The sequence below is a fragment of the Streptomyces sp. NPDC055815 genome, assembly GCF_053616475.1.
The window spans coordinates 60,287-67,604 of the sequence record NZ_JBSHDU010000046.1 but is presented as its reverse complement, the minus strand read 5'-3'; the positions used below and the strand labels follow the sequence as shown (position 1 = coordinate 67,604).

General features: G+C 76.0%; 4 protein-coding genes. All 4 read left to right on the top strand.

Features of this window, described 5'->3' with window-relative positions; genetic code table 11:
- The first annotated feature begins 283 nt into the window (after positions 1 to 283).
- Genes ACWGN5_RS26610 through ACWGN5_RS26595 form a run of 4 tightly spaced genes read left to right on the top strand, consistent with a single transcriptional unit; the run spans position 284 to position 7,312 of the window.
- On the top strand, positions 284 to 2,710 hold the full coding sequence (locus tag ACWGN5_RS26610; RefSeq protein WP_453519551.1) for a hypothetical protein: 2,427 nt from the start codon (positions 284 to 286) through the stop codon (positions 2,708 to 2,710).
- On the top strand, positions 2,707 to 4,359 hold the full coding sequence (locus tag ACWGN5_RS26605; protein ID WP_453519548.1) for a hypothetical protein: 1,653 nt from the start codon (positions 2,707 to 2,709) through the stop codon (positions 4,357 to 4,359). Before ACWGN5_RS26610 ends, ACWGN5_RS26605 begins: the two co-directional genes overlap by 4 nt.
- A complete protein-coding gene (locus ACWGN5_RS26600) occupies positions 4,356 to 4,898 on the top strand; it encodes a Pycsar system effector family protein (protein ID WP_453519545.1) in 543 nt (180 codons plus the stop codon). Before ACWGN5_RS26605 ends, ACWGN5_RS26600 begins: the two co-directional genes overlap by 4 nt.
- Positions 4,895 to 7,312, top strand: a complete 2,418-nt coding sequence (locus ACWGN5_RS26595) for a VWA domain-containing protein (protein WP_453519543.1) — start codon at positions 4,895 to 4,897, stop codon at positions 7,310 to 7,312. The genes ACWGN5_RS26600 and ACWGN5_RS26595 overlap by 4 nt, the downstream gene beginning before the upstream one ends.
- Positions 7,313 to 7,318: the final 6 nt, after the last annotated feature.

Below are 7,318 nucleotides of genomic sequence, written 5' to 3'. Positions count from 1 at the left end.
CGATGTCGAGGCCGGTGAGGACGAAGACGACCTCGTTGCGGAAGCCGCCGAGCCGGCTGAGCCCGGCCTTGAGGGTGGGGGGCGGGGGCCCCCCCCCCAACCCCCCCCAGCCGGACCCCGCCGGGGCCGGCGGGGGGGGGGGGCCCCCCCCACCGCCCCGGAACGGTGGCGGGAACCGTACGTACCACGTCGGGGGAGACCTGCTCGACATCCACGGCAACACCATCCACGGGGGCTTCACCGGCATCCGCAAGGGCCCGGCCACGGAAGCGGGTGAACCGCAGTGAGCGACGAGGACGAGTCGGCGAGCGGCAACGACACCCCCGACTCCGGCCACGACCGGGACGACCGGGGCGACCGCGGCGACGCGCACGACCGGGGCGGCGACCGGGGCGACCGCGGGGGCCGGGGCGGTGACCGCGCTGACCGCAACGACCGGGGTGACCGGGACCGCGAGCGCGGCGACCGGGACCGCGACCGGGGCGACTCCGCCGGTGAGCAGGCGCGTGAGCCGAGCGTCTTCGCCACCGCCGACCGGGGTCCCCTCGGCGGCGAGGGCGACACCGGCGGCGCCGCCACCGCGCAACGGGCCGTCCGCACCTGGACCGGCGGCGGGGCCGACCGGCTGACCACCATCCACGGCGACGGCACCGTCTTCGAGGGCAACCAGATCTTCGCCCTCTACGGCTCCGACCGCGCCCTCTTCGTCCAGGGCCCCGTCCCGCCCGAGACGCTCGACCACCTCGGCCGGGTGTACATCGCGACCGCCGGGTACGCCCGGATGCGGGCCCGGCTCGGCGACCACCGGGTCCTCGTCCTCTGCGGCGAACCCGGCAGCGGCCGCAAGGCCACGGCCCTGGCCCTCCTCGACGAGCTCACCGGCGGCAAGGTCTTCCGCCTCGACCCCCGGCACGGCGTCGACGAGATCACCGAGGACGTCCTCCAGGAGGGCGGCGGCCACCTCCTGGAGTTGCTCACCGAGGACGTCCGCACTGAGAGCGAGCCGCGCCCCGCCCGCCCCGGCCGGGGCGAGAACGGCGCCGGCGCCCGCCGCCCCGCCACCCGCCTCTCCGAACTGCACCTCGACCGCTTCGGCGAACTGCTCCGCGGCCGGAACGCGTACGGGGTCGTCCTCGTCGAGAACGGGGAACTCGCCGACCGGCTGCTGCGCGGCCGGTACGGGATGTACTGCGCGCCCCCGCCCGCCGACGAGGTCCTCCACCGCCACCTCTGGCACCTGCTGCGCGCCGAGCCCGACGGGGCCCTCGGCGCCGCACGCGCGCGTGCCCGGCGACCCGACGTCGTCCGGGCCCTCGGCCTCGAGGAGCTGCGGCCCCGCGAGGCCGCCCGGCTCGCCGACCACCTCGCCCGGCACTGGCGCGGGGAGATGACGGACGAACAACTCCTCGCCGAGTGCGCCAGTTTCGTCCGCTCCCAGGCCCGCGAGTGGTTCGCGGGCGCCGACCGCCCCGGCGCGCTCCCGGAGGCGCTGCCCGTCCTGAACGCCGGCGCGTTCCGCATCGCCGTCGCCGTCTTCGACGGCTCCGCCTACAGCCTCGCCGCCGAGGCCGCCGAGCTCCTCGCCTGGGAACTCGCCGTCACCCTCGACCCCGACCACGCCCCCGGGCGGCGGCTGTTCGGCACCCACGCCGAGCACCGGCCCGTGCAGGCCCGCGCCGTCCTGGAGGACGGCGAGCTGGACCTCGGCCCCGCCAAGGTGCCGGTGCGGGCCGTCCGCTTCCAGGGCGAGGCGCTCGCCGCCGCCGTCCTCGGCGAGATCTGGCACGGCTACCACAACGTCCGCGGCCCGGTGGCCCGCTGGCTGCGCGCCCTGTGCGACGACCCGCGCCCCGAGGTGTGGGTGCGCGCCTCCGTCGCCGCGGGCGTGCTCTGCTCCTGGGACTGGATCCACGGCTTCCGCGAGCTCGTCGTGCCACTGGCGGTGACGGACGAACCGAGGGCCCGGATGGCAGCCGCCACCGCGCTCGCCGAGGCCGCCCGCGACCCGCGCGTCCGGCCGGCGGTCGCCGCCGTCCTCAAGGACTGGGCCGGATCGGGCGAGGACACCCTCGTCCGTACGGCACTGCTCGCCCACGGCTACGTCCTCGCCGCGGGCAGCGTCCCCGGCTCGCTCGACGCCCTCGCCCGGGTCGTCAGGAACCGCGAGGCGACCGACATCGACGTGCTCGTGCCCGCCTCCTTCAGCGTGGCGCGGCTGCTCGCCTCCGGAGAGCCGGAGCCCGTGCTGCACCGGCTCCACCAGTGGCTCGACGACGGCCGGATCAACCTCGCCAACCTGGTCCACCTCGCCGTCATCCGCGCGCTGAGCACCCGCACCACCCATCTGTGGGGGCTGCGCGAGGTGCCCGAACTCGACGAGCACGCGGCCCGCCCCCTGCTCGTCGCGCTGCTCGCGACCCGGCCCGGACTCGCGCCGGAGCTCGCGCGGCTGCTGCGGCACACGCTCACCACGGCCCGCTCCGGAGAGGCGGCCCTCGAAGCCCTCGGCGGCACGCTCCGGCGCGCCGCGAAGGACCCCGAGGCGCTCGGGCACGTCCGCGCCTTCCTGCCGCGCCTCGCGGTGGACCGCCGCGACCGGGACCGGCTCAGGGGACTGCTGAACGAACTGGTCCGGGACCGTGACCGGCCCCTGGACAGAAGCGCGGCGCGCCGGATGTGGGACGCCGTGACGGAAGGAGCGAACCGATGACCGGGCCCGAGCAGAACAGGAACGCGCGGCCGGACGAGCGGGCGCGCCGGTACGAGCGGGACCGCGACGAGCGCGAGCGGTACGACGAACGGGACGGCCGGGAGCGGCAGCAGTACCAGGGACGCGACGGGCGCGAGCGGTACGAGGAGCGGTACGAACGCCGGCCGTACGAGCGGCAGAACGGCGGACAGCACTCCGGCGGCCGCGACGGCGACGAGGACCCGGACCTCGACCTCGACCCCGTACCGGACGAGGAGCCGGAGCAGTCGCGCGGCCGGCGGCACGCGGCGGCCACCGGCGGGTCCGCGGCCTCCGGACGGCCGCGCGGCCCCCTGATCGGCGAGTACGCGCCCCCGTACCGCCGCCGCAGCGGCAAGGTCGCCGCCGTCCTGCTCTACCGCAACGGCGGCCACCGGGTGGTCTGGCCGGACCGCGTCGAGGACGTCAACAAGCCCCTGTTCGGCTACCCGTACACGATCTTCGAGGTGCGGCTCGGCCGGAACGTCACCGAGTTCCGGCTCCAGCTGCCGGCCGCCGGGGACGGCGTCTTCTTCGACGCCGTCGCCAAGGTCCAGTGGGTGGTGACCGACCCGCACCTCGTCGTGCAGGAACAGGTCGAGGACGTCGCGGAACTGCTCCACGACGAACTGCTCGACGGCCTGCGCAGGCTCTCCCGGCGGTTCCGGATCACCGAGGCGCACCGCGCCGACGAGGCCGTGCGCGAGGAACTCGCCGCCGGACGGCTCAGCTTCGGCCGGGACATCGGACTGCGGACCCGGGTCCTCGTCTTCATCGACCTCGACGACTCCGTCAAGGCCGAGGTCTCCCGCCGGGACATCGTCGGCGTCACCATGGAGGCCGACGAGCGCGTCGCCGAGGCCGAGCGGCGCCGGGAGGCCGCGGACCGCGCCCTGGTCGCCGAGCGCGCCCGTGAACTGGAGGCCCTCTTCCGGCGCGGCGACCTCGCCCAGATCGCCCACCACATGGCGATGCACCCCGACAAGCAGTGGGAGATCCGCACCCAGCTCCAGCAGGAACGGCGCGAGGGCCAGGAGGACTACCTGCGGGTCTTCGGCCGGCTCCTGGACACCGGTGTCCTCGAACGGCACGACATCGGCGAGCACATGTACCAGGTCCTCATGTACCTGCGGTCCCAGACCGGTGGCGTCCTCGGCGGCATCACCGACCGGGTCCTCAACCCCTCGGGCGACGCCCCGCGGCGCCGCCGCGCACTGGAGGAGGGCACCCCGGAGCCGAGCGAGCCGGACTGGGACGAGGAGCACCGGGACGGCCGGCGCGGACCGCGGGACGACGGTGACCGGGACGGCCGGCGCGGGCCACGGGACGAGGAGCACCGGGACGGCCGGCGCGGGCCGCGGGACGAGGGGCACGCGGAGGCCCCGCGCGACTCCCGGGTCTACGAGCCGACCCGCGTCGAGTCCGGCTCCGAGCGGGAGCGGGGCAGGTCCCGGACCCGTCGCGACGACCGGTTCGACGACGGCCGCGACCGCTACGAGCCGGACTCGTACGAACGGAACGACCGGTACGACCGCGACGACCCCTACGACCGCGAGAGCCGCGACTCGTCGCGCCGGCCCACCCGGCCCACCCGGCCCAGCGCCGAGTTCGACGACTGGGACGACGAATGAGCACCCCGGAGCCCGTAGCCGCCCCCGCACCCGGTCCCGTACCCGACCGGGTGCCGGCGCCCGTCCCCGTACCGCCCGCCGAACTCCGGTTCATGGCGGAACGGCTCCTGGCCACCGTCCGGGAGGACATCGGCCGGGCCGACACCAAGGCCGCGATCCTGCTCTCCGGCGCCCTCGCGTTCCTCGCCGTCGTGTTCTCCGGGGACCGCGCCCCGCTGCCCACCGCCGGCACCGGACTCGCGTTCCTCCTCGCGGCGGGCGCGCTGTGGACGGCCGGGGTCCTGATGCTCGTCTCGGTGGTCCTGCCGCGCACCCGGATCGGCGCGGACCGCACGCTCCTGCGCGAGCTGACGGCCGGTCCGTCCGCGCCCGCGCTCCGGGAACGGCTCGGCGCGTCCGGCACGGACGCCACCGACTGGCTCCTCGAACAGGCCGGCGTGCACGGGCTCGTGCTCGCGGCGAAGTACCGGTGGCTGCGCCTGGGCGTGCTCGCGCTCGTGCTCGGCGCCCTCCTGGCCCTCTTCAGCGAACTGTGGTGAGAGAGAAGATGCAGTGGAACACCAAGGGGAGCGCCCTGCTCCTCGCCGGGGCGCTCCTCGCGCTCTCCGGCCCGCTCGCGGCGCCCACCGCCGGGACCCTCGGCGCGGACCGCACCGCCCTCACCGCCGCCGCCCGTGCGGTCGCCGACCCCGCCGAGGGTCCCGACCCGATCGACTTCGCCGTCGTCGTCGACCAGTCCGCGAGCCTCGCCGAGAAGGACCTCGCGCGCGAGACCGAGGCCGCAGCGCTGCTCAGCCAGGGCGAGATATCGGAGCGCTCCCGGGTCACCGTCATCGGCTTCGGCAGCTCCGAGAAGCCCGGCCAGTCGCCCGTGAACGACGTCTGCACGCTCACCGTCGCCGACGCGGCCGGCCGCGAGCGGCTCAGCACCTGCGTCCAGCAGCTGGGCCGCCGCGACGCCGCCCGCATGGGACCCGGCACCGACTTCCCCGCCGCCGTCCGGCAGGCCGTCACCCGCCTCACCGAGGGCGGGACGAAGACCCCGGCCGTGCCCAAGGTCGTCTTCCTGCTCACCGACGGCAAACTGGACGTCGCCGACAGCCCCGAGTACGGCACCGACCGGGACACCCGGCAGTCCAACGGCGCACGGCGGCTCACCGAGGAACTCGCCCGCGCCCGCGCCGCCGGCGTCCAGATCTGGCCGCTCGGCTTCGGCAGCGAGATCGACCGCTCCGCGCTCACCGCGATGGCCGAGGGCGGCTACCGGGGCGCCTGCTCCGACATCCCCGGCTCCGTCCCCCGCATGCGGGTCGTCGGCACCTCCGCCGAGATCGACAAGGCGCTCCAGGAGACCTTCGCCGCCGCCCGCTGCGCCCGGATCGCCGAGGGCACCGTCGGGAAGCCGCCCGCCGACCTGACCGTGACCATCCCGCCGATCGCCACCGACGGCTCCCTCACGGTCGCCAAGCACGACCCGAAGGTGCGGGTCACGTACTTCGACCCGGCGGGCCGCAAGGTGCCCGTACGGGGCGAGTTCGACGGCTCGACCTTCGAGGTGAGCGGCCAGGACGGGCCCGTCGAGGCGCTGCGCGTGAAGGACCCGCTGCCGGGCCGCTGGCGCGTGCACATCGAGGCTCCGGAGGGCCACCGCGACCGGGAGGTCGCCGTCCGGGCCATCTGGCAGGGCCGCCTCCGCTCCGACGTCACCCTCGACCCGGCGTCCCCGCGCGCGGGGGAGAAGGTCACCGTGCAGGTGCGGATGCAGACCCGGCGCGGGGTCGTCATCACCGATCCGAAGCAGCTGGCCGGGCTCACGGCCTCGGCCGAGATCGCCGGCGCGGGCTTCGCCCCCTTCACCTTCAAGCTCGCCGACGACGGGCAGGCCCCCGACAGGAAGGCCGGGGACGTCCGCTTCACCGGCACCTTCACCCTGCCCGCCGGGGCCACCGGCGACCTGGAGCTGGTCACGCGCATGGCGGCGCCCGGCATCACCTCCGACCGGCGCCCGGTGCACGCCCGGCGCGGCCCCGACGTGCCGGTGCTGACGGCGGGGCTCACCGTCGACCGCGTCACCGTGCACCCGGGCGGCACCGTCCGCGGCACCCTCGACGTCACCAACAACGACTCCGCGCCGCACACCCTGCGGCTGGCCCTCCAGGACCAGACGCCCGGCGCCGAGCTCACCGTCGCCCCGACGCGGGTCACCGCCGTCGCGGGGCGCAGCACCCAGGTCCCCTTCACGGTGACCCTCGCGGCCGGGACGGCCCTCGGCGAACTCGGCGGCCGGATCGCGGTCGTGGACACCGGCGACGGCGACACCGTCCTCGACACCGCGTTCCTCGACGTCCTCGTGGTGGCGCCACCCACCTGGTGGGACCGCTGGTGGAAGGCCGTCATCGGCGGCGCCGCCCTCGTCCTCGTCCTCGGTGTCCTCACCGGAATCCGGCTGATCGCCCGGCGCCGCCGCCGCGACCTCACCGGGATCAAGCTCGAACTGTTCGACGGCGACCGGTCCCTGTTCGTGCTGCCCATCCGTAGGGGGGAGAGCGAGAGCGGGACCTACTCCTTCACCGTCGAAGAGCCGTACGGCGGGTCGCCGATGCTCCGCCATGTGCGGGGCTCCGCCGCCTCCACCGCCCACGTCCTGCGCCGCACCGGCTCCGGGGAACTGCTGCTGCGCCCCCGGGGCGGCAGTCAGGTGCCGGTGAGGCCCGGCGAGCCGATCGGCCTCGGCGCGTACGAACTCGTCGTACAGGGCGGGCGCGTGCCCACCCCGCGGCGGAGCCGGCCCCCACGGCGGACCGGCCCCGGCACGGGACGCGGCCGCGACACCGGACCCGGCACGGACCCCGGCAGCGGCCCCGGTACGGGATCAGGCACCGCTCCCGGCACCGGTTCCTCCTCCGGGGCGGGCGGGACCGGCGGGGCCGACACCTACGACGTGAACTTCTGAACGGGC

What these genes read in the sequence shown, in the direction of transcription:
- ACWGN5_RS26605 (WP_453519548.1), top strand. Translation starts at nt 2,707, where the DNA reads ATGACCGGGCCCGAGCAGAACAGGAACGCGCGGCCGGACGAGCGGGCG.
- ACWGN5_RS26600 (WP_453519545.1), top strand. Translation starts at nt 4,356, where the DNA reads ATGAGCACCCCGGAGCCCGTAGCCGCCCCCGCACCCGGTCCCGTACCC.